At 67.5% G+C, this 20,936-nt stretch carries 16 protein-coding genes; 13 read left to right on the top strand and 3 right to left on the bottom strand.

Annotated elements, in window-relative coordinates:
- Nucleotides 1-153 precede the first annotated feature (153 nt).
- The 8 genes from typA (at nt 154) to K1J60_RS15245 (ending at nt 10,717) form a co-directional block, all read left to right on the top strand.
- Nucleotides 154-2,061, top strand: a complete 1,908-nt coding sequence (gene typA / locus K1J60_RS15280; RefSeq protein ID WP_220646699.1) for a translational GTPase TypA — start codon at nt 154-156, stop codon at nt 2,059-2,061.
- A 681-nt stretch (nt 2,062-2,742) separates the two neighbouring features.
- Nucleotides 2,743-3,783, top strand: coding sequence for an ABC transporter permease (locus tag K1J60_RS15275; RefSeq protein ID WP_220646698.1), 1,041 nt, complete (start codon nt 2,743-2,745; stop codon nt 3,781-3,783).
- A gap of 103 nt (nt 3,784-3,886) precedes the next feature.
- Nucleotides 3,887-5,689: an ABC transporter substrate-binding protein gene (locus K1J60_RS15270; RefSeq protein ID WP_220646697.1), complete on the top strand. Its 1,803-nt coding sequence runs from the start codon at nt 3,887-3,889 to the stop codon at nt 5,687-5,689.
- A gap of 108 nt (nt 5,690-5,797) precedes the next feature.
- Nucleotides 5,798-6,775, top strand: coding sequence for an ABC transporter permease (locus tag K1J60_RS15265; protein ID WP_220646696.1), 978 nt, complete (start codon nt 5,798-5,800; stop codon nt 6,773-6,775).
- Nucleotides 6,776-6,785: 10 nt separating this feature from the next.
- Nucleotides 6,786-7,847, top strand: coding sequence for an ABC transporter ATP-binding protein (locus tag K1J60_RS15260; protein WP_220646695.1), 1,062 nt, complete (start codon nt 6,786-6,788; stop codon nt 7,845-7,847).
- A gap of 14 nt (nt 7,848-7,861) precedes the next feature.
- On the top strand, nt 7,862-9,004 hold the full coding sequence (locus K1J60_RS15255) for an ABC transporter ATP-binding protein (RefSeq protein ID WP_220646694.1): 1,143 nt from the start codon (nt 7,862-7,864) through the stop codon (nt 9,002-9,004).
- A gap of 836 nt (nt 9,005-9,840) precedes the next feature.
- Entirely contained in the window at nt 9,841-10,203 is a 363-nt protein-coding gene (locus K1J60_RS15250; protein ID WP_220646693.1) for an HAD family hydrolase, read from the top strand.
- A gap of 139 nt (nt 10,204-10,342) precedes the next feature.
- The gene (locus K1J60_RS15245; protein ID WP_220651475.1) at nt 10,343-10,717 is read left to right on the top strand and encodes a VOC family protein; all 375 of its coding nucleotides are present in this window, start codon (nt 10,343-10,345) and stop codon (nt 10,715-10,717) included.
- A gap of 284 nt (nt 10,718-11,001) precedes the next feature.
- On the opposite strand, the gene K1J60_RS15240 is transcribed toward K1J60_RS15245, so the two are convergent.
- The 3 genes from K1J60_RS15240 to K1J60_RS15230 all read right to left on the bottom strand — a co-directional run bounded on the left by K1J60_RS15240 (nt 11,002) and on the right by K1J60_RS15230 (nt 14,881).
- Nucleotides 11,002-11,985, bottom strand: a complete 984-nt coding sequence (locus tag K1J60_RS15240) for an ABC transporter permease (protein WP_220646692.1) — start codon at nt 11,983-11,985, stop codon at nt 11,002-11,004.
- A 23-nt stretch (nt 11,986-12,008) separates the two neighbouring features.
- Nucleotides 12,009-13,799 carry an ABC transporter substrate-binding protein gene (locus K1J60_RS15235; RefSeq protein ID WP_220646691.1) on the bottom strand — a complete coding sequence of 597 codons (1,791 nt, stop codon included), beginning with the start codon at nt 13,797-13,799 and terminating at the stop codon, nt 12,009-12,011.
- A gap of 77 nt (nt 13,800-13,876) precedes the next feature.
- Entirely contained in the window at nt 13,877-14,881 is a 1,005-nt protein-coding gene (locus K1J60_RS15230; RefSeq protein ID WP_220646690.1) for an ABC transporter permease, read from the bottom strand.
- Between the two features lie 320 nt (nt 14,882-15,201).
- Between K1J60_RS15230 and K1J60_RS15225 the strand changes: the two genes are divergently transcribed.
- From K1J60_RS15225 to K1J60_RS15205, 5 genes are read left to right on the top strand one after another with little or no spacing between them, the layout of a single operon-like run.
- Nucleotides 15,202-16,845: a peptide ABC transporter substrate-binding protein gene (locus K1J60_RS15225; protein ID WP_220646689.1), complete on the top strand. Its 1,644-nt coding sequence runs from the start codon at nt 15,202-15,204 to the stop codon at nt 16,843-16,845.
- A 6-nt stretch (nt 16,846-16,851) separates the two neighbouring features.
- Nucleotides 16,852-17,775, top strand: coding sequence for an ABC transporter permease (locus K1J60_RS15220; RefSeq protein WP_033525531.1), 924 nt, complete (start codon nt 16,852-16,854; stop codon nt 17,773-17,775).
- A complete protein-coding gene (locus K1J60_RS15215) occupies nt 17,768-18,781 on the top strand; it encodes an ABC transporter permease (protein WP_220646688.1) in 1,014 nt (337 codons plus the stop codon). The genes K1J60_RS15220 and K1J60_RS15215 overlap by 8 nt, the downstream gene beginning before the upstream one ends.
- A gap of 9 nt (nt 18,782-18,790) precedes the next feature.
- A complete protein-coding gene (locus K1J60_RS15210; protein ID WP_220646687.1) occupies nt 18,791-19,786 on the top strand; it encodes an ABC transporter ATP-binding protein in 996 nt (331 codons plus the stop codon).
- Nucleotides 19,767-20,846: an ABC transporter ATP-binding protein gene (locus K1J60_RS15205; protein ID WP_033525528.1), complete on the top strand. Its 1,080-nt coding sequence runs from the start codon at nt 19,767-19,769 to the stop codon at nt 20,844-20,846. The genes K1J60_RS15210 and K1J60_RS15205 overlap by 20 nt, the downstream gene beginning before the upstream one ends.
- The last annotated feature ends 90 nt before the right edge of the window (nt 20,847-20,936 follow it).

Here is a 20,936-nt window from a genome sequence, read left to right as displayed (position 1 = left end):
GCCGGTGCGAGCCGGGCGGGAGCGGCCCGGGGAGCCTCGGTGCCCGCGGCCCCGTACCATGGGGTGAGGCCGTGGCGTGTCCAGCCCGGCAGGGTCCGCGCGACACAGATGTCAGCGCAGGCCGTCCTCACACTCCGGGAGAAGCGCCTCACTATGGCCACGCGCCACGACATCCGCAACGTTGCCATCGTCGCCCACGTCGACCACGGCAAGACCACTCTGGTCGACGCCATGCTCAAGCAGGCCGGTGCCTTCGCCGCGCACGCCGCCGAGTCGCTCGACGACCGCATGATGGACTCGAACGACCTGGAGCGTGAGAAGGGCATCACGATCCTCGCCAAGAACACGGCGGTGAAGTACCACCCGAAGGATGGCGGCGACGTCATCACCATCAACATCATCGACACCCCCGGCCACGCCGACTTCGGTGGCGAGGTCGAGCGCGGTCTGTCGATGGTCGACGCGGTGGTCCTGCTCGTCGACGCCTCCGAGGGCCCGCTGCCGCAGACCCGCTTCGTGCTCCGCAAGGCGCTCCAGCAGCGCCTGCCCGTCATTCTGTGCATCAACAAGACGGACCGCGCGGACTCGCGCATCGACGAGGTCGTCAACGAGACCTACGACCTCTTCCTCGACCTCGACGCCGACGAGGACCAGATCGAGTTCCCCATCGTCTACGCGTGTGCGCGTGACGGTGTCGCCTCGCTGACCAAGCCGGAGGACGGCACGGTCCCGGCCGACAGCAACAGCCTGGAGCCGTTCTTCTCCACGATCCTGTCGCACGTCCCGGCCCCGTCGTACGACGAGGAGGCCCCGCTCCAGGCCCACGTCACCAACCTGGACGCCGACAACTTCCTCGGCCGTATCGCGCTGCTCCGCGTCGAGCAGGGCGAACTGCGCAAGGGCCAGACCGTCACGTGGATCAAGCGTGACGGCACGATGTCCAACGTCCGCATCACCGAGCTGATGATGACCGAGGCGCTCACCCGCAAGCCCGCCGAGGTGGCGGGCCCCGGTGACATCTGTGCCGTCGCCGGTATCCCGGACATCATGATCGGCGAGACCCTCGCCGACACCGAGAACCCGATCGCGCTGCCGCTGATCACCGTCGACGAGCCGGCGATCTCGATGACCATCGGCACGAACACCTCGCCGCTGGTCGGCCGCGGCGGCACGGGCAAGGGCGCGGACAACAAGGCCGCGGTCAAGGACCGCAAGGTCACCGCCCGCCAGGTCAAGGACCGCCTGGACCGCGAGCTGGTCGGTAACGTCAGCCTCCGTGTCCTCGACACCGAGCGTCCCGACGCCTGGGAGGTCCAGGGGCGTGGCGAGTTGGCGCTGGCCATCCTGGTCGAGCAGATGCGCCGTGAGGGCTTCGAGCTGACCATCGGCAAGCCGCAGGTGGTCACCAAGGAGGTCGACGGCAAGGTCTACGAGCCGGTCGAGCGCATGACGATCGACGTCCCCGAGGAGCACATGGGCGCCGTCACGCAGCTCATGGGCGTCCGCAAGGGCCGGATGGACAACATGTCGAACCACGGCTCCGGCTGGGTCCGCATGGAGTTCGTCGTCCCGTCCCGCGGCCTCATCGGCTTCCGTACCGAGTTCCTGACCGGCACGCGCGGCACGGGCATCGCGCACTCCATCCACGAGGGCCACGAGCCGTGGTTCGGCACGCTGACGACCCGTAACAACGGTTCGCTCGTCGCCGACCGCGCCGGCGCCGTCACCGCGTTCGCGATGACGAACCTCCAGGAGCGCGGTGTGCTGTTCACCGACCCCGGTACCGAGGTCTACGAGGGCATGATCGTCGGTGAGAACTCCCGCTCCGACGACATGGACGTGAACATCACCAAGGAGAAGAAGCTGACGAACATGCGGTCCTCCTCGGCCGACTCGTTCGAGGCCATCGTGCCGCCGCGCAAGCTCTCCCTGGAGCAGTCCCTGGAGTTCTGCCGCGACGACGAGTGTGTCGAGGTGACCCCGGAGGCCGTGCGCATCCGCAAGGTCAACCTGGACGCCCGCGAGCGCGCACGTGCCGCGAGCCGCGCCAAGCACGGCTGACAGAGCGCGGACCTGGTCCGGTCCCCGCTTCTGCGGGGGCCGGCACCATGTCGCGTCCGGTGGCGGCTGCGTGGTCGCGTGCCGGGCAGGACCACCACGCTGCCGCCGTGGTGGTGGTCGCCCGCCGTGCCGGCTCCGGTGTTGATCGGTTCCCAAGGATCCTCCCAACGACGCTACGCGTGTAGACTGACTCGACCGCAGTGCTCACCAGTGCGCCACCGAGCCATCTGTCGAAGCGTCAAGTACCGGTTCCCCGGCCCGTGGAGGGTCGGGCTTCAGGTGTATTCGCATACAGGGGAGGTCCCATGGGGAAACTGGGGATTCCGGGGAGGTTGCGAAGAGCGCGCAAGGGAGGCTGGACTTCCGGCCGGGATCCTTCGGTTGACTGTCTGTCGGCTGTGGAGCGCTGTTCGGATATCGGTGTTGCAGCGATCAAGTTTCGGACATGTAAACAAAAATCGTTCCGCGTATGTCCGATTCGCCGGTTTCTTGTCTCACCTGTCAAGCGCGACCAGGTGTCAATCTTTGCAATTTTTGCTCAAAATATGGACGGTAGGGAGATCCCTATGTCTTCCGCCCTTGACGCGCGTTGACCCGTTTGGCGAAAGTTCCCCCAAACCACAGAACCTGCCGGTATCTGTGCTGCGCTCAACTCTCCAACCCCCCGGGGGAAGAACAGACATGACCAGTCCAACCAAGGCCGAGGGCTCCGGGTCCGCGGTCGCCTTGGACCCCGAGCTCGAGACGACCGCCGAGGTCGCCAAGGGTGAGAAGAAGCTTGAGGGTCGTTCCCCCGGGCAGTTGATGTGGCAACGGTTCAAGCGGGACCGTACTGGAGTCATCTCCGCGTGCGTAGTGATTTTCTTCTTCGTCATCGCGGCGCTCGCGCCGGTCATCTCGGCGCTGTACGGCAAGAACCCCTACACGCTGTACGCGCAGGAGCCCGACTACCCGTTCCTGCTCGACGACTTCGCGATGCCCACCGGTTCCTTCGGTGGCATGTCGGGTGACTTCTGGTTCGGCGTCGAGCCGAAGCTGGGCCGCGACGTGTTCACGATGCTGCTGTACGGGATGCGGACGTCGCTGTACATGGCGGTGCTCGTCACCATCGCCAGCGTGGTGACCGGTGTCGTCATCGGCCTGATCGGCGGCTACTTCGGCGGTCGGGTCGACTACTGGGTGGGCCGGGTCACCGACTTCTTCCTGGGCTTCCCGCAGCAATTGTTCTTCATCGCCTTCATGCCCATCGTCACCGCGCTGTTCGTCGACCCGCGTGACGAGACGCCGACCTATGTCCGAGCCGTGGCCATCATCCTCGTGATGTGGTTCCTCGGCTGGATGGGCCTCGCCCGTCTAGTGCGCAGCTCGGTACTCTCCCTGCGCGAACGCGAGTTCGTCGAGGCGGCCAAGGTGTCCGGGGCCTCGCCCTGGCGCATCGTCCGCAAGGAGATCCTGCCGAACATCGTCACCCCGATCCTGGTGCAGGGCACGTACATCCTGCCCAGCACGATTCTCTCCATCGCCTTCCTCTCGTTCGTCGGCGTCGGCTTCACCGAGCCCACCCCCGACTGGGGCCGCATGTTCGCCGTCGGCGCCGAGGTCTACGAGCAGGACCCGATGTTCATGTTCTTCCCGGGCGTGGCGATGGTCGTCTTCGTGCTCTGCTTCAACCTTCTCGGCGACTCCGTCCGGGACGCATTCGACCCCAAGACCGGACGGTAATCGTCCATTGGTGGGTGGGGGGACTGCCGCCCCCGACCCGGGTTCACCCGGGCCGACAGGCAGTACTCGTGGACAACTATCGACAGGTAGGTGCATAGGCATCATGAAGCCCATCAGAAACCGCACCACGCGCGCCGTGGCCGTCGCCCTCGTGGCCGGCTCGCTCGCGCTGGCCGGCTGCGCGGACAACGGCAAGAGCAACTCGAAGGACACCTCCCAGAACAAGGAGGACGCCGCCGAGCAGTCGAAGCCTGTCGAGTACGGCGACGCCGCGGCGTCCACCGGCCCGGCCGAGGAGGTCAAGGGCGCCAAGTCCGGCGGTGTCATCAACGTCTACCAGCAGTCGGACATCACCCACCTGGACCCGGGTCAGATCTACGTCTCCGACGCCGGTCAGCTCGCGAACCTGATCCACCGCGGTCTGACGAACTACCAGGAGGACGACAAGGGCAACCTGACGGTCGTCGGTGACATCGCCACCGACTCCGGCAAGTCCTCCGACGGCGGCAAGACCTGGACGTACACGCTCAAGGACGGCATCAAGGACGAGGACGGCAACGCCATCACCTCGGCCGACGTCCGTCACACCATCGAGCGCCAGTACTCCAAGGTCATCTTCGACGGCCCGACGTACATCCAGAGCTGGCTGTCGGGCGCCGACTACCGCAAGGCGCTGCCGGACGGCCCGTACAAGGGCAAGCACCTGCCGGACTCCGTCCTGGAGACCCCGGACGACAAGACGGTCGTCTTCCACTTCGACCAGGCGCGCCCGGACCTGCCGCAGGCCCTGGCCATGGCCGGCTACGCCATCGTGCCCGAGAAGCAGGACACCAAGGAGAAGTACGACAAGGCGCCGGCCTCCCTCGGCCCCTACAAGATCTCCGAGCTCAAGGCCGGCAAGTCGCTGAAGTTGGTCAAGAACGACCAGTGGGACCCGAAGACGGACTCGGTGCGCCACCAGTACGTCGACGGCTACAACTTCACCAACACCATCGACCAGGCCAGCCAGACCAAGCGTCTGATCGCCGACCAGGGCGAGGCCAAGAACGCCATCCAGTTCACGGACTCCGTGGACCCGGCGCAGATGTCGACGGTCATCGGCAACGCCGCGACCAAGAAGCGCACCATTCAGGGCTACCAGCCCTACGTGTGGCAGCTGACCTTCAACCTCGACGCCGCCGCCGTGAAGGACAAGAAGGTCCGCGACGCGATCACCTACGCGATCCCGTCCCAGGCCATGGTCCAGGCCGACGGTGGCCGCTACGGCGGTGAGGTCGCCGGTGGTCTGATGGCGCCGACCCTGCCGGGTTACGACGCGTCCTACGACCCGTTCGGCAAGACCAAGAAGCCCAACGGTGACCTGGACAAGGCCAAGGAGCTGCTGAAGGAGGCGGGTGTCAAGGAGGGCACGAAGCTCACCTACGCCTACTCCAACACCCCGCGCGGCCAGGCCCAGCAGGTGATCATCAAGGACGCGCTGGGCAAGATCGGCTTCGACGTCCAGGCCAAGGAGATCGACCGGGCCAGCTTCTACGAGCAGGTCGGCAAGCTGGACAACCCGTACGACATCTACATGACCGGCTGGGGCCAGGACTGGTCTTCCCCGTCCACGGTCATCACCCCGGTCTACGACGGCACGCTGGTCGCCGACGGTGGCTCGAACTACTCCCACATCAAGGACGCCAAGGTCGACGCGCTGATCAAGAAGGCTCTGACCGAGGAGCCCGAGGCCGCCGCCAAGACGTGGGAAGAGGCTCACCACCGCATCGTGGAGGAGATCAACCCGGCCGCCCCGGTCTACTACTCGAAGCAGATCCAGCTCTTCGGATCGAACATCGGTGGTGCCCGGTACAGCACGGAGTCGAGCTACATCGACATCAACGACCTGTTCCTGAAGCAGCCGTAATCCGTCAGCCCGGCTGATCCGCGGGGGTGTGCGCCAGGCGGAGCGCACCCCCGCGGTCGGTTCCACCCCCTCCGACCGCCGCGTTTTCGAAGAGAGCATCCACCCGCCATGCTTCAGTTCCTCATCCGCAGGCTGATCGGCGCCGTCGTCATCATGTTCCTGATCGGCGCATTCACGTTCTTCCTGTTCTATACGATCCCCCAAGACTTCGCGCAGCTGTCCTGCGGCAAGAACTGCTCCCCCGAGAACATCGCGGTCATCAGAGAGAACCTCGGCCTCGACAAGCCCATCACCACGCAGTTCTGGGAGTTCATGTCGGGCATCGTCCTCGGCCGGGACTTCCCGGTGGGGCACTGCTCGGCCCCGTGTCTGGGAGTGTCCTTCCAGAGCGGTGACTTCGTCTGGGACTCCATCGTCGACAGCTTCCCGCTCACCCTGTCGCTGACCATCGGTGGTCTGATCATCTTCCTGGTGCTGGGTCTCGGCGCCGGCCTGATCGCCGCCTGGAAGCGCGGCACCGCCGTCGACAAGGCCGTCAGCGGCGCCTCGATGGTGCTCAGCTCGTTCCAGATCTACTTCCTCGGCCCGATCGTCCTCGGCATCTTCGTCTACAGCACCGGCTGGATGGAGAGCCCCAAGTACGTGCCGTTCACCGAGGACCCGGCGGGCTGGGGCATGGGCCTGCTGATCCCCTGGGCCGTGATGGCCACCATCTTCACCGCCCAGTACACGCGTATGGCCCGCTCGACCATGATCGAGCAGCTCTCGGAGGAACACGTCCGCACGGCCCGCGCGAAGGGCATGAAGCAGCGGTACGTATTCTTCCGTTATGCCTGGCGTGGTTCACTCATCCCGATCGTCACCATCATCGGCATGGATTTGAGCGCATTGCTGTCCGGCGCGGTCGTCACGGAGTTCACCTTCGACCTCGCGGGGGTCGGCCGTCTCGCGGTCAAATCGTCGCTGGACAAGGACATCCCGCTGACGATGGGCGTGATGCTGTTCGGCGCCTTCTTCATCCTGATGCTGAACATCATCGTGGACATCGCCTACGCCTACATCGACCCGCGCGTGCGCCTCAGCTAGGAGAAATACCGTGACCACTCTGACCAAGACCGAAGGTGAGAAGGCCCCGACCGGGCCGGAGGCCTTCCTCTCGGTCCGCGACCTGCGGGTGCGGTTCTCCACCGAGGACGGCATAGTCAAGGCCGTCGACGGGCTCTCCTTCGACGTCGAGCGCGGCAAGACGCTGGGCATCGTGGGTGAGTCGGGCTCCGGCAAGTCCGTGACCAACCTGACCGTCCTCGGTCTGCACAACCCCAAGAGCACCACCGTCGAGGGGGAGATCATCCTCGACGGGAAGGAACTCGTCACCGCCAAGGAGAAGGAGCTGGAGCAGCTCCGCGGCAACAAGGTGGCGATGATCTTCCAGGACCCGCTGACGGCGCTCTCGCCGTACTACACGGTGGGCCGGCAGATCGCCGAGCCGTACATGAAGCACACCGGCGCCTCCAAGAAAGAGGCCCGGCAGCGGACGATCGAGATGCTGGCCAAGGTCGGCATCCCCCATCCGCAGACCCGCGTGGACGACTACCCGCACCAGTTCTCCGGCGGTATGCGCCAGCGCGCCATGATCGCCATGGCCCTGGTCTGCGACCCCGACCTGCTGATCGCGGACGAGCCGACCACCGCGCTCGACGTGACCGTCCAGGCGCAGATCCTCGACCTGCTCAAGGACCTCCAGCAGGAGTTCGGCTCCGCGATCATCTTCATCACCCACGACCTCGGCGTCATCTCCGACATGGCCGACGACCTGCTGGTGATGTACTCGGGCCGGGCCGTGGAGCGCGGCAGCGTCCGTGAGGTGCTGCGCAACCCCAAGCACCCCTACACCTGGGGTCTGCTCAGCTCGATGCCCCGCCTCGGCGGCGACACCGGGCAGGCGCTCACCCCGATCCCGGGCTCCCCGCCCAGCCTGCTCAACCCGCCCACCGGCTGCCCGTTCCACCCGCGTTGCGCGTTCACCGGTGAGGTCACCGGCAACCGCTGCAGCACGGAGCGGCCGCCGCTCGGCGAGGGGCGTGCCTCTGCCTGCCACCTGACGGCGGACCAGAAGCAGACCATCTTCATCGACAAGATCCAGCCCCGGCTGCGCTAGGGAGAACCGAGATCATGAGCGACAACCTCACCCTCCCCACACAGCAGGGCTCCCAGGACACCGCGGCCGAGACGCTGCTCAGGGTCGAGGGGCTGACGAAGCACTTCCCCATCTACGGCGGTTTCCCGATCAAACGCAAGGTCGGTGCGGTCCAGGCCGTGGACGGCATCGACCTGACCGTCGGGGCCGGCGAGAGCGTCGGTCTGGTCGGTGAGTCCGGCTGTGGCAAGTCCACGACCGGGCGGCTGATCACCCGGCTCCTGGAGCCCACCGGCGGGAAGATCACCTACAAGGACCAGGACATCACGCACGCCTCGCGCAAGCAGTTGGCGCCGGTGCGGTCCGAGATCCAGATGATCTTCCAGGACCCCTACTCCTCCCTCAACCCGCGGCAGACGGTCGGCACGATCATCAAGTCGCCGATGGAGGTCAACGGGATCGAACCCGCGGGCGGCCGGGAGAAGAAGGTCCGCGAGCTGCTGGAGCTGGTCGGCCTCAACCCCGAGCACTACAACCGCTTCCCGCACGAGTTCTCCGGCGGTCAGCGCCAGCGCATCGGTGTGGCCCGCGCGCTCGCCCTGAACCCGAAGCTGATCGTCGCGGACGAGCCGGTCTCGGCGCTGGACGTGTCGATCCAGGCGCAGGTCGTCAACCTGCTCCAGAAGGTCCAGGACGAGCTGGGCATCGCGTTCCTGTTCATCGCCCACGACCTCGCCATCGTCCGGCACTTCTCGAAGCGCGTCGCGGTGATGTACCTCGGCAAGATCGTCGAGGTCGCCGACCGTGACTCGCTCTACAACCGGCCCCGGCACCCGTACACCCACGCGCTGCTCTCGGCGGTGCCCGAGGTCGCGATCGACGACGAGGTCGAGGTGAAGGAGCGGATCCGGCTCGCCGGTGACGTGCCCTCGCCGATCGCGCCGCCGTCCGGCTGCCGCTTCCGCACGCGCTGCTGGAAGGCCCAGGACAAGTGCGCCTCCGAGGAGCCGCCGCTGGTCCAGCTCTCCGGCAACCTGGCCGGCCACCTGACGGCCTGCCACTTCCCGGAGGACCCGACGACCGAGGCCCGCGCCGAGGATGTCGTGTTGGACCCGGCGCTCAAGGCCTTGGAGGACAGCGCGCCGGAGGAGTCGGGCGCGAAGGTCGCCAAGGACTGACGCCAAGGCTCGGACCGGCCCTGAGGGGTGGACCGGCGGGGCGAGTTGGTCTCGATCGGGTTCGGCCCGATCGGGTTCGGCCGACCGAGTCCGATCGGTTCGAGTACGGCTCGTTCGAGTCTTCGAGGGCTCGTCGTACGACGGTGGTGGTCCCGGTGACGGGGCCGTCGGCGCGGTACGGCGGGCCCTCTTCTGCGCAGAGCTGCTGTCGACGGGGCGTGCGAGCAGATGAGGACGGCTTCCGGAGGACCGATCGGCGACGGTACGGCCGCCGCCGTCCTCTTCGACGTGGACGGGGGTATGAGCTGCTTGCCGAGGAGTGCGAGCGAGGTCGAAGCAGCTCGATGGTGTGATGGTCGAATTCCGGGCTTGCGGTGTGCGGTGTCCTGGGCCGTTCGGGTTGGCGTGATCGTGCGACCTGGGACGCCGGGTACGGCGGCAGCGTGCGGGGCCCCTGTTTCACCGGTGTGATGGCGCAGGGCCTGCCCGTCGCCTCTGGCCGTATCCATATGGCCGGGTCGCGCAGGGAACCGGCCTCCCGGGATCGGACCACGCACAGGATGCGTGTCGCCGCCCCGGGGTCGAGTACGCCGGGGACCAGCTCGCCCAAGACCGTTCGGCCGACTCGCACGGCAGGGTCTGGCGGGCCTGGGCACGGGAGCGGGGGCTGGACCCCGAGGCCGTGTGGCAGGCCACGCAGGGGCGCCGACGGGCCGACATCCTGAGATCGCTGGCCCCGGAGCGGGACCCGGCCGGCGAACACCGAGCCCTGGACCGGCTGATGGCCGCCGAGGAGCCCGGCATCCGGGCCTTCGACGGGGCCGCCGGGCTGCTGCGTGCCCTGCCGCCGGGCCGTCGTCACCTCCAGCCGTGCCGAGCCGACTGCCGCCCGGCTGGCGCGTACGGGGCTCATCGTGCCCGAGGTCCGGGTGTGTGCCGAGGACGTCTCCGAGGGCAAGCCGTCGCCCGAGGGCTGTCCGACCGCCGCCGCGCGTCTGGGTGTCGATCCGCGCCGGTGCCTGGTCGTCGAGGACGCGCCGGCGGGCGTAGCGGCGGGGCTCGCGGCCGGCTGCACGGTGTACGCGGTGGCGTCCACGCACCGCCCAGATGAACTCCGGGGCGCGCACGGGTGTTTCGGGTCGCTGAGGGAGGCGGCGGAGGCCGTGCTGCGGGCCATGGGCGGAGCCTGTGCCCGGTAGGAAATCGGTGGCGGGCCGTGGCGGGCGGCGAGACCCTGGTCCGCGAGGCCCGGTCGGCGACGCCGTCCCGACCCAGGCCGGCGGACCACGGACGCCCCACTCGCACACCCACTTACGACGGAGAACCCACTTGAGCCCCATGCACCCCGCCATCCACAGCATCACCTTCGACTGCACGGGCGACCCGTACGACGTCGCTCTCTTCTGGAGCGAGCTGCTCGGCCGACCGCTGGCCGACGACGACAAGCCCGGTGACCCGGAGGCGCTGATCGCCGATCCGGCCGGTGGGCCGCGGTTGCTGTTCGTCCGGGTGCCCGAGGGCAAGACGGTCAAGAACCGGATCCACGTCGACCTCAAGCCCCGAGGCCGTACCCGTGCCGAGGAAGTCGAGCGGGCGGTCGCGCTGGGCGCCCGGGTGGTCGCCGACCACACCCGCCCCGACGGCGGCGGCTGGGTGCTGATGGCCGACCCCGAGGGCAATGAATTCTGCGTGGAGCGCGGGGAGTTGGGCTGAAGCTCAGTTGTTGCTCAAGTTGCGTGCGAGGCCCGTGAGTTCGCTGATAGAAAGAGGACACCTTCCGGTTCACCTCCATGAATTTCCGGCGTCGTCCGCACGAAGCGCCCGAAGAACATCAAGAAGATGACCTACATCGTCAAGTACTCCCTGAAGTGACCGATTTCTCGGTCGTGCTCGCAAGGTGAATTCACTGGTGGGTCAACGGGGGATCCACCGGGAATGCGCACTGCGGAAAGGCCCGGGTCCGTCTCTCCACGGACCCGGGCCCTTTTCTTCGCCGTTTACGCCAGCCGCACCCGAGGATCGATCAGCGCGTACACCGCGTCCACCACGATGTTCGCGATGACGATCGCCGTGGCCGCGACGAGGACGACGCCGAGGAGCAGGGGCAGGTCGTTGTCGCGGACGGCCTTGATGGACAGGGCGCCGATGCCGTGCAGGCCGAAGGTCTCCTCGGTGATGATGGCGCCGCCCAGGAGGTAGCCGATGTCGAGGCCGAGAATGGTGACGATGGGGCCCATGGCGCCGCGCCAGGCGTGGCGGAAGAAGACCGTGGGCCGGGACATGCCCTTGGCGCGGGCCGTGCGGACGTAGTCCTCGGCGAGGCTCTCGACCAGTTGGGAGCGGGTCATCCTCGTGTAGTTGGCGGTGAAGATGATCGCGAGGACCAGCCAGGGCAGGAGCAGGCCCTTGAGCCAGGCCAGCGGGTCCTGGGTGAGCCCCACGGCGTCCGAGGGGCGGGGGAGCAGGCCCCACTGGTCGGAGAGGTAGTACATGGCCACCACGCCGACGATGTAGATCTGGAGCGACGAGCCGACCAGGGACACCGACGAGGCGATCTTGTCCAGTGCCCTGCCCTGCTTGACCGCCGCGATCATGCCGGTGCCCACGCCGAACACGACGAAGACGACCGTGCTGCCGAGGGCGAGGGAGAGCGTGGTCGGAAAGCGGTCGGTGATCAGGCCGAGCACCGGTTCGTGGTTGGTGAAGGAGTAGCCGAGGCAGGGGGCTGGGCAGTGGCCGAGGCCGGCGTAGTCGCGGCCCGCGAAGACCCCGACCAGCCAGTGCCAGTACTGGACGGGCAGCGGATCGGCGATGCCGAGGTTGTGCCGGACCAGTGCGAGCGTCTGCGGGGTGCACAGCTTGCCGCAGGCGGCGCGGGCGGGGTCGCGCGGGGCGACGTAGAAGAGGAGGAACGTGATGGCGCTGATGATCAGCAGGATCAGCAGCGCGCTCAGTGTCCTGCGTGCGATGAAACGGAGCATGGCCGCGCGGGTCCCGGGGCCGCTCAGGCCTTGGCGTACAGCTTGTAGATGATGAACGCCGAGAAGAGCGGGTCGAACTGGGCGCCGCCCACCTTCGAGCCGTACAGGTAGTAGCGCCGCTGGTAGGTCTCCGGGATGATCGGCGCCTCCTTGGCCATGATCTCCTTGTCCAGTGCCGCCCAGGCGGCGTTCTCCTTCGCGGTGTCCGTGAGGGTCGCGTCCTTCTTGATCGCCGCGTTGACCCAGCCCACGTTCAGCTGGGAGACGTTGGGGGCGTTGTCGGCGATCGTGGTGCCGTCGAAGAGCGGCTGGATGAGGGTGTAGGCGGCGGGCCAGTCGGGGGACCAGCCGTACCACATCACGTCGAACTGGTTGTCTATCTGGCCCACTTGGTCGTAGTAGCTCGTCGACTCCACGGCCTTGACCACCGGGTCGAAGCCCGCCTCCTTCAGGGCGTTGACGATGACGACCTTGGTCTTGTCGTAGGCGTCGTTGGCGCCCTGCGGATAGGTGTAGACGATCTTCTGGCCCAGCTTGCCGGCCGACTTGAGCAGCGCCTTCGCCTTCGCCGTGTCGCCGCGCGGGTTCTTCAGTTTGCCGTAGACGTCGAACTTCACCCGGCCCGCGATGTCCGGGCTGAGGATGGTCGTCGCGTAGTCACCGGCCGACGGGCCGCCGTAGATGGAGCGGATCTGCTCCAGCGGCCAGGCGTGGTTGAGGGCCTGGCGGACCCGGACGTCCTTGATGCGGCGGCAGTTGATGGCGTAGTAGTACAGGCCGGTCAGCAGCCCGTCGATCGTGCGGGGCTCCAGTTCGCCGTCGCTGATCACCTTCTGGATGCGCTCGGCCGGCACCCCGCTGTAGGCCATGACCGCGTACCGGTCGGTTCCCGAGTCGGCGATCAGCCGGTCGGTGGCCGGGAGGGACTCGGGGCCGAACTCGAAGACCACGGAGTCCGGGTAGGCGTTGCGGATCGCGTCCGTCCTCGGGTCCCAGTGGGTGTTGCGCACCAGCGTCAGGGACTTGTCGACCGAGTGCTGCCTGATCCGGTACGGGCCGCAGGAGACCGGGTCCTTGTCGTACTTCTCCTTGCTGTCGTGCGCGACCGGCACGGCACCGTAGGAGTGCATCGCCAACGCCCAGTTGAGGTCGGGACGGGCCGTCTTCAGGTGGAAGGTGATGGTCCTCTTCGCGGTGTCCGTGACGACGGAGGAGAGGTGCTTGCCGCCGTACGGGCCCTTGTAGACGGACCGGAAGTCGTGCGAGCCGGTCAGCCAGGTCTGGACGTAGGTGGCGCCCTCGGTGGTGAAGCTCGCGAAACCGCGCTCGATGCCGTGCCGTACGTCCTCGACGGTCAGCTCGCTGCCGTCCTCCCACTTCAGGCCGTCCTTGAGGGTGAACGTCCAGGTCCTGCCACCGTCCGTCATGGTCCCGGCGTCGGTGGCGAGATCGCCGACGAGCTTCATCGAGCCGTCGGAGGCGATCTTGTAGCCGGTGAGGCAGCGGACGTAGAGGTTCGCGACCGTGGAGTTCCACGCGAAGTAGATGCGCTGCGGGTCCAGATGGGAGAAGTCGTCCGGGCCGATCGGATGGATCGTGCCGCCCTTGCGGGCGCCCGCGATCTCCGGCGCGGGACCGGTGGAGTCCGCCGCGGTGCCCACCGCGACCTTGGAGTACGTGGCGGCGGAGCCGGAGGCCGCGCCGCCTCCCGCCGTGCCTCCCCCGCCCCCGCTGCTGCACGCGCTGAGGACCAGGGCGCCGCCGGCCGTCGCGACCGAGCTCGCTATGACGAAGTTTCTGCGGGAGATCGACATGGTTGTCCTGCCTGAATCAGGGAGAAGGAGCTTCAGTAACGGGGAGCTTCTGGAACGGGAAGCCTCTGGAACGGGGTTCAGCGCCCCGCTTTCGGGTCCAACGCGTCGCGGACCGAGTCGCCGAGGAGGTTGAAGGCGATCACGAAGATCACCATCGAGAGGCCGGGGAAGAGCATGTACGTGATGTCGCTCTGGTAGACCTGCGCGCCGCGCTGGATCATCACGCCCCAGTCCGGGGTGGGGTCGCTGAGGCCGACGCCGAGGAAGGCGAGGGCCGCCTCGGTCGTGACGTACATCGGCAGCGCGAGGGTCGCCTGGATGAGGACCGGCGTCCACAGGTTGGGCAGCAGCTCCCGGAAGACGATCCGGGCGGGGGAGGCGCCGGTGACCTTGGCCGCCTCGACGAACTCCCGCTCGCGCAGGGCCAGTACCTCGCCGCGCAGCAGCCGGGCGATGGGCGCCCAGCCGAAGGCGGTCATCACCGAGATCAGGCTTACCACCGTCAGCCAGGTCGGGGTGTTCTCGTCGGGCGGGACCAGGATCGAGATCAGCACCGGCCACATGGCGATGAAGAACAGCGTGGAGGGGAAGGCCAGCAGGATGTCGACGATCCGGCCGACGAGGTTGTCGATCCGGCCGCCGAGATAGCCCGCCGTCACTCCCACCACGATGCCGAGGCCCGTGACCAGCAGGGTCGTCACCGTGGCGATCAGCAGGGAATTGCGGATGCCGTAGAGGAGGAGGGTGAAGACGTCACGGCCGAGCTGTGGTTCGACGCCGAACCAGAAGTCGCCGCTCACGCCGCCGTTCGGGGCAACGGGGAAGCCGAACTGGTTCAGCAGCCCGGGCTGGTTCTGGCCGTACGTGGTGTACGGGTTCTTGCCGTAGAGCTTCGCGATCAGGGGGGCGGCGATCGCGGTGACGAAGAACAGGACGACGACGTACGCCGACATGACGCCGGCGCGGTCCCGGCGGAAACGGCGCCAGGCGATGCGGCCGGGTGAGCTGGTGCCGCCGGTTTGTGGCGGGGTGGTGGGTGCCGTCTCGAAGGGGGCGGCGGTGAGTGTTGGCGTGGTCCCCATGACGTGACCCTTCAACCGGCCGCGGTGGTGGGTCAATGCGTTCGTGGGGGCTTTGACCAAGGGGAGGGGGATTGCCGAACGCGCTCTTACGGGGGCGAACCCTTCTCTTACCGGCTCTTCGGGATTTTTTCAGACGCGAGAGGGGTGGGGGCCTGCGGTGCGTCGGCGAGCGCCGGCCCGGTGGGGCTTCTCGCGCAGTTCCCCACGCACCCGCACCCGACAACGCACCCCATACGGCCCCCCAAATGTGCGGTATGGGCGAAACGCGTCGATATTGTCCGGTAACAAGAAGATCGCGCACGTAGGACGAGGAGGCACCCATGCGTGGAGCCACGCACGCCCGATGGATCGCCTGCGCGGCGGCGATGGCTCTCGCCGCGACCGCCTGCGGGGGCGGGGACGACAGCGACGGCGGCAGCGGCAGCGGTGACGCCGGCGCGGTGCTCAGCTCCTCCTGGGGCGACCCGCAGAACCCGCTGGAGCCGGCCAACACCAACGAGGTGCAGGGCGGCAAGGTGCTGGACATGATCTTCCGCGGGCTGAAGCGGTACGACCCCAAGACCGGCGAGGCGAAGGACATGCTCGCCGAGGACATCGAGACGACCGACTCGCAGAACTTCACCATCACCGTCAAGGACGGCTGGACCTTCCAGAACGGCGAGAAGGTCACCGCCAAGTCCTTCGTGGACGCCTGGAACTACGGGGCGAGCCTGAAGAACAACCAGAAGAACGCGTACTTCTTCGAGTACATCGAGGGCTACGACAAGACCCACCCGGACGACGGCAGCAAGCAGACCGCCGACACCCTCTCGGGGCTGAAGGTCGTCGACGAGAACACCTTCACGGTCAAGCTCACCCAGAAGTTCTCGACCTTCCCCGACACCCTCGGCTACAACGCCTTCGCCCCGCTGCCGCAGTCGTTCTTCACCGACCACGACGCCTGGCTCGCCAAGCCCGTCGGCAACGGCCCCTACGCCGTCGACTCCTACACCAAGGGCTCCCAGCTGTCGGTGCGCAAGTGGGACGACTACCCGGGCGAGGACAAGGCGCAGAACGGCGGCGTGGACCTCAAGGTCTACACCGACAACAACACCGCCTACACCGACCTGATGGCGGGCAACCTCGACCTCGTCGACGACGTCCCCGCCGCCCAGCTGAAGAACGTCGAGGCCGATCTCGGCGACCGGTACATCAACACCCCGGCCGGCATCATCCAGACCCTGTCCTTCCCGTTCTACGACGAGAACTGGAACAAGGAGGGCTCGGACAAGGTCCGTGAAGGGCTCTCCCGGGCCATCGACCGCGACCAGATCACCGACACCATCTTCCAGAAGACCCGCACCCCCGCCACCGACTGGACCTCCCCCGTCCTCGGCGAGGAGGGCGGCTACAAGGAGGGCCTGTGCGGTGACGCCTGCGAGTACGACGCGGACGCGGCCAAGAAGCTGATCCAGGAGGGCGGCGGCCTCCCCGGCGGCCAGGTCAAGATCACGTACAACGCGGACACCGGCTCCCACAAGCAGTGGGTCGACGCCGTCTGCAACTCCATCAACAACGCCCTCGACAACGACAAGGCGTGCGTCGGCAACCCGGTCGGCACCTTCGCCGACTACCGCAACCAGATCACCCAGCGGAAGATGAGCGGCCCGTTCCGGGCCGGCTGGCAGATGGACTACCCGCTCATCCAGAACTTCCTGCAGCCGCTGTACTACACCAACGCCTCCTCCAACGACGGCAAGTGGTCCAACGCCGAGTTCGACAAGCTCGTCGACCAGGCCAACGCCGAGTCCGACACCACCAAGGCCGTGGAGACGTTCCAGAAGGCCGAGGAGGTCGTCCGGGACAACATGGCCGCCATCCCGCTCTGGTACCAGAACGGCAGCGCGGGCTACTCGGCGCGCCTCTCCGACGTCGCCCTGAACCCGTTCAGCGTGCCGGTGTACGACCAGATCAAGGTCGGCTGACGTCCCATGGGACGGTACGTCGCCCGGCGCCTGCTCCAGATGATCCCGGTCTTCGTGGGCGCCACCCTCCTGATCTTCCTGATGGTGAACGTGATGGGCGACCCCATCGCGGGCCTCTGCGGCGACCGGGAGTGCGATCCGGCGACGGCCGCCCAGCTCAGACGGGAGTTCGGCCTCGACAAGCCCGTGGGGCAGCAGTACCTGACCTACATGGGCAACGTCTTCACCGGCGACTTCGGCACCGCGTTCAACGGGCAGGAGGTCACCGAGCTGATGGCCTCCGCCTTCCCCGTCACCATCCGGCTGACGATCGTCGCGATCCTCTTCGAGATCGTCATCGGCATCACCCTCGGTGTCGTCACCGGCCTGCGGCGCGGGCGGCCCGTCGACACCGGGGCCCTGGTGATCACCCTGGTCGTCATCTCGGTCCCCACCTTCGTCACGGGTCTGCTGCTCCAGCTGCTGCTCGGCGTGGAGTGGGGCTGGATCAGTCCGTCGGTCTCCTCCGACGCCACCTTCGACGAGCTGATCGTCCCCGGGCTCGTCCTCGCCTCCGTCTCCCTCGCGTACGTGACGCGCCTGACCCGGACGTCCATCGCGGAGAACACCCGCGCCGACTACGTCCGCACCGCCGTCGCCAAGGGACTGCCCCGGCACCGGGTGATTCGCAAACACCTCCTGCGGAACTCCCTGATCCCCGTGGTCACCTTCATCGGCACCGACATCGGCGCGCTGATGGGCGGCGCCATCGTCACCGAGCGGATCTTCAACATCCACGGCGTCGGATACCAGCTCTACCAGGGCATCCTCCGCCAGAACACCCAGACAGTCGTCGGCTTCGTGACCGTCCTCGTCCTGGTGTTCCTCATCGCCAACCTGCTCGTCGACCTCCTCTACGCCGTACTCGACCCGAGGATCCGCTATGCCTGAGCCGCTGCCCGAGGAGCCGCACGTCTCGGGCGGTCAGCGCGCCGCCGAGGACGGGGCGATCGCCGCGACGGGGCTGGACGGCACGATGGACCTCGCCACCACCGAGGGGGAGACCTTGGAGAAGGGGCTCGGCGACGCCGACCTGGGCGGACCCTCCGACAAGGCGCGCAGCCTCTGGTCCGACGCCTGGCGCGACCTGCGGCGCAACCCCGTCTTCATCATCTCGGCCCTGGTGATCCTCTTCCTGGTCGTCATCTCCCTGTGGCCGTCGTTGATCGCCTCCGGCAACCCCCTCAAGTGCGACCTGTCCAAGGCCCAGGAGGGCGCGCAACCCGGCCACCCGTTCGGGTACGACGGCCAGGGCTGCGACGTGTACACCCGTACCGTCTACGGGGCGCGGATCTCCATCGCCGTCGGTGTCTGCGCCACGCTCGGTGTCGCGATCCTCGGGTCGGTGCTGGGCGGGCTCGCCGGGTTCTTCGGTGGCTTCTCGGACTCGATCCTGTCCCGGATCACCGACGTCTTCTTCGCGATCCCGGTGGTCCTCGGCGGTCTGGTGCTGCTCTCCGTGGTCACCAGCAACAGTGTCTGGCCCGTGATCGGCTTCATGGTGCTGCTGGGCTGGCCGCAGATCTCGCGTATCGCCCGGGGCTCGGTCATCACCGCCAAACAGAACGACTACGTCCAGGCCGCCCGTGCCCTCGGCGCCTCCAACTCCCGCATGCTGCTGCGCCACATCACGCCCAACGCCGTCGCCCCGGTCATCGTCGTGGCCACCATCGCCCTCGGCACCTACATCGCCCTGGAGGCGACCCTGTCCTACCTCGGCGTCGGGCTGAAACCGCCCAGCGTCTCCTGGGGCATCGACATCTCCGCCGCCTCCCCGTACATCCGCAACGCCCCCCACGCCCTGCTGTGGCCCTCCGGGGCCCTGGCGATCACCGTCCTGGCGTTCATCATGCTGGGCGACGCGGTGCGTGACGCCCTCGATCCGAAGCTGAGGTGAGCCGCCGTCATGCTGCTCGAAGTGCGTGGTCTGCACGTGGAGTTCCGCACCCGGGACGGGATCGCCAAGGCCGTCAACGGGGTCGACTACGGGGTGGACGAAGGGCAGACGCTGGCCGTGCTGGGGGAGTCCGGCTCGGGGAAGTCGGTCACCGCGCAGGCGATCATGGGCATCCTCGACATGCCGCCCGGCAGGATCACCGGCGGCGAGATCCTCTTCAAGGGCCGGGACCTGCTGAAGCTCAAGGAGGACGAACGCCGCAAGGTCCGGGGCGCCGAGATGGCGATGATCTTCCAGGACGCCCTGTCCTCCCTCAATCCCGTCCTCTCCGTCGGCGACCAGCTCGGCGAGATGTTCGTCGTGCACCGGGGCATGTCGAAGAAGGACGCCCGGGCCAGGGCCGTCGAGCTGATGGACAGGGTCCGCATCCCGGCCGCCAAGGAGCGCGTACGGGACTACCCGCACCAGTTCTCCGGCGGTATGCGCCAGCGCATCATGATCGCCATGGCGCTGGCCCTCGAACCCCAGCTGATCATCGCCGACGAGCCGACGACCGCACTGGACGTCACCGTCCAGGCCCAGGTCATGGACCTCCTCGCCGAACTCCGGCGTGAGCTGAACATGGGGCTCATCCTCATCACCCACGACCTCGGTGTGGTAGCGGACGTCGCCGACCGCATCGCCGTGATGTACGCGGGCCGGATCGTGGAGTCCGCCCCCGTCCACGACATCTACAAGGCCCCGGCCCACCCGTACACGCGCGGCCTGCTCGACTCGATCCCGCGCCTGGACCAGAAGGGCCAGGAGCTGTACGCGATCAAGGGCCTGCCGCCCAACCTGATGAACATCCCGCCAGGCTGCGCCTTCAACCCCCGCTGCCCGATGGCCCGCGACCTGTGCCGGACCGACGTGCCCCCGCTGTACGACGTGGAGCCGGCGGACGGGATCCGGATGAGCGCCTGCCACTTCTGGAGGGAGTGCCTCGATGACCACCACCACCGCTGAGGCCGAGCCGATCCTGGAGGTCAGCGGCCTGGTCAAGCACTACCCGCTCACCGAGGGCATCCTCTTCAAGAAGCAGGTGGGCGCCGTGAAGGCGGTCGACGGCGTCGACTTCGCCCTCGGCAGGGGCGAGACCCTCGGCATCGTCGGCGAGTCCGGCTGCGGCAAGTCCACGGTCGCCAAGATGCTGGTCCACCTGGAGCGGCCGACCGCCGGATCGATCCGCTACAAGGGCGAGGACATCACCAAGCTCTCCGGCAGGGCGCTCAAAACCGTCCGCCGCAACATCCAGATGGTCTTCCAGGACCCGTACACCTCCCTCAACCCCCGGATGACCGTGGGCGACATCATCGGGGAGCCGTACGACATCCACCCCGAGGTCGCACCCAAGGGCGACCGTCGGCGGCGGGTGCAGGAACTCCTCGACGTGGTCGGCCTCAACCCCGAGTACATCAACCGCTATCCGCACCAGTTCTCCGGCGGCCAGCGCCAACGCATCGGCATCGCCCGGGGGTTGGCGCTCCGCCCCGAGATCATCGTCGCCGACGAACCCGTCTCCGCCCTGGACGTCTCCGTCCAGGCCCAGGTCATCAACCTGCTGGACCGCCTCCAGGGCGAGTTCGGACTGTCGTACGTCTTCATCGCCCACGACCTGTCCATCGTGCGGCACATCTCCGACCGGGTCGGTGTCATGTACCTGGGGCGGATCGTGGAGATCGGCCGCGACGCCGAGATCTACGACCATCCGACGCATCCCTACACGCAGGCGCTGCTGTCCGCCGTGCCCGTCCCGGACCCCGAGGCCCGCGAGCACCGGGAACGGATCATCCTCTTCGGCGACGTGCCCTCCCCGACGAACATTCCGTCCGGGTGCCGCTTCCGCACGCGGTGCTGGAAGGCCCAGGAGCGCTGTGCGCTGGAGGTGCCGCTGCTGGCGGTCCCCGCGGAGTTCCGGCTCACCACCGGCCCGGCCGCCCATGACTCGGCCTGCCATTTCGCGGAGGAGAAACAGGTGGTGCCGCCGGAGGAGCCGACGGACGATCTTGCGGATGAGGCGGAATAAGCCTACAAATCCACACCAAATGCTTTAACACGCAGGCAACTTGGCTGACGCGGTTCCGATATACGGACGCGCGAATCTACAACGCGTACG

Origin of the sequence: Streptomyces akebiae (assembly GCF_019599145.1) — a bacterium.
GTDB lineage: Bacteria > Actinomycetota > Actinomycetes > Streptomycetales > Streptomycetaceae > Streptomyces > Streptomyces akebiae.
Note: the sequence above shows the minus strand (reverse complement) of the source record. Positions and strands in the feature narration are given on the sequence as shown.